The sequence below is a fragment of the Bacillus sp. X1(2014) genome (assembly GCF_007678255.1).
Map to the genome: position 1 here is coordinate 1 of NZ_VEED01000085.1, position 247 is coordinate 247.

Consider the following 247-nt stretch of genomic DNA (forward strand, 5'->3'; position numbering starts at 1 on the left):
TAAAGGTTCATCATTCAACGGTCTACCCTTGGGTTCAAGAATATCCCCCAATTTTCTATCAAATTTGGAAGAAAAAGCATAAAAAAGCTTATTACAAATGGCGTATTGATGAGACGTACATCAAAATAAAAGGAAAATGGAGCTATTTATATCGTGCCATTGATGCAGAGGGACATACATTAGATATTTGGTTGCGTAAGCAACGAGATAATCATTCGGCATATGCGATTATCAAACGTCTCATTAA

Annotated in this window: 1 protein-coding gene; it reads left to right on the forward strand. The window is 35.2% G+C overall.

Going from position 1 to position 247, the window contains the following annotated elements; all coding sequences use genetic code 11:
- Positions 1-247 (forward strand): DDE-type integrase/transposase/recombinase (locus FS608_RS29910; protein WP_144556161.1); only part of this gene is annotated, 247 nt, incomplete at both ends.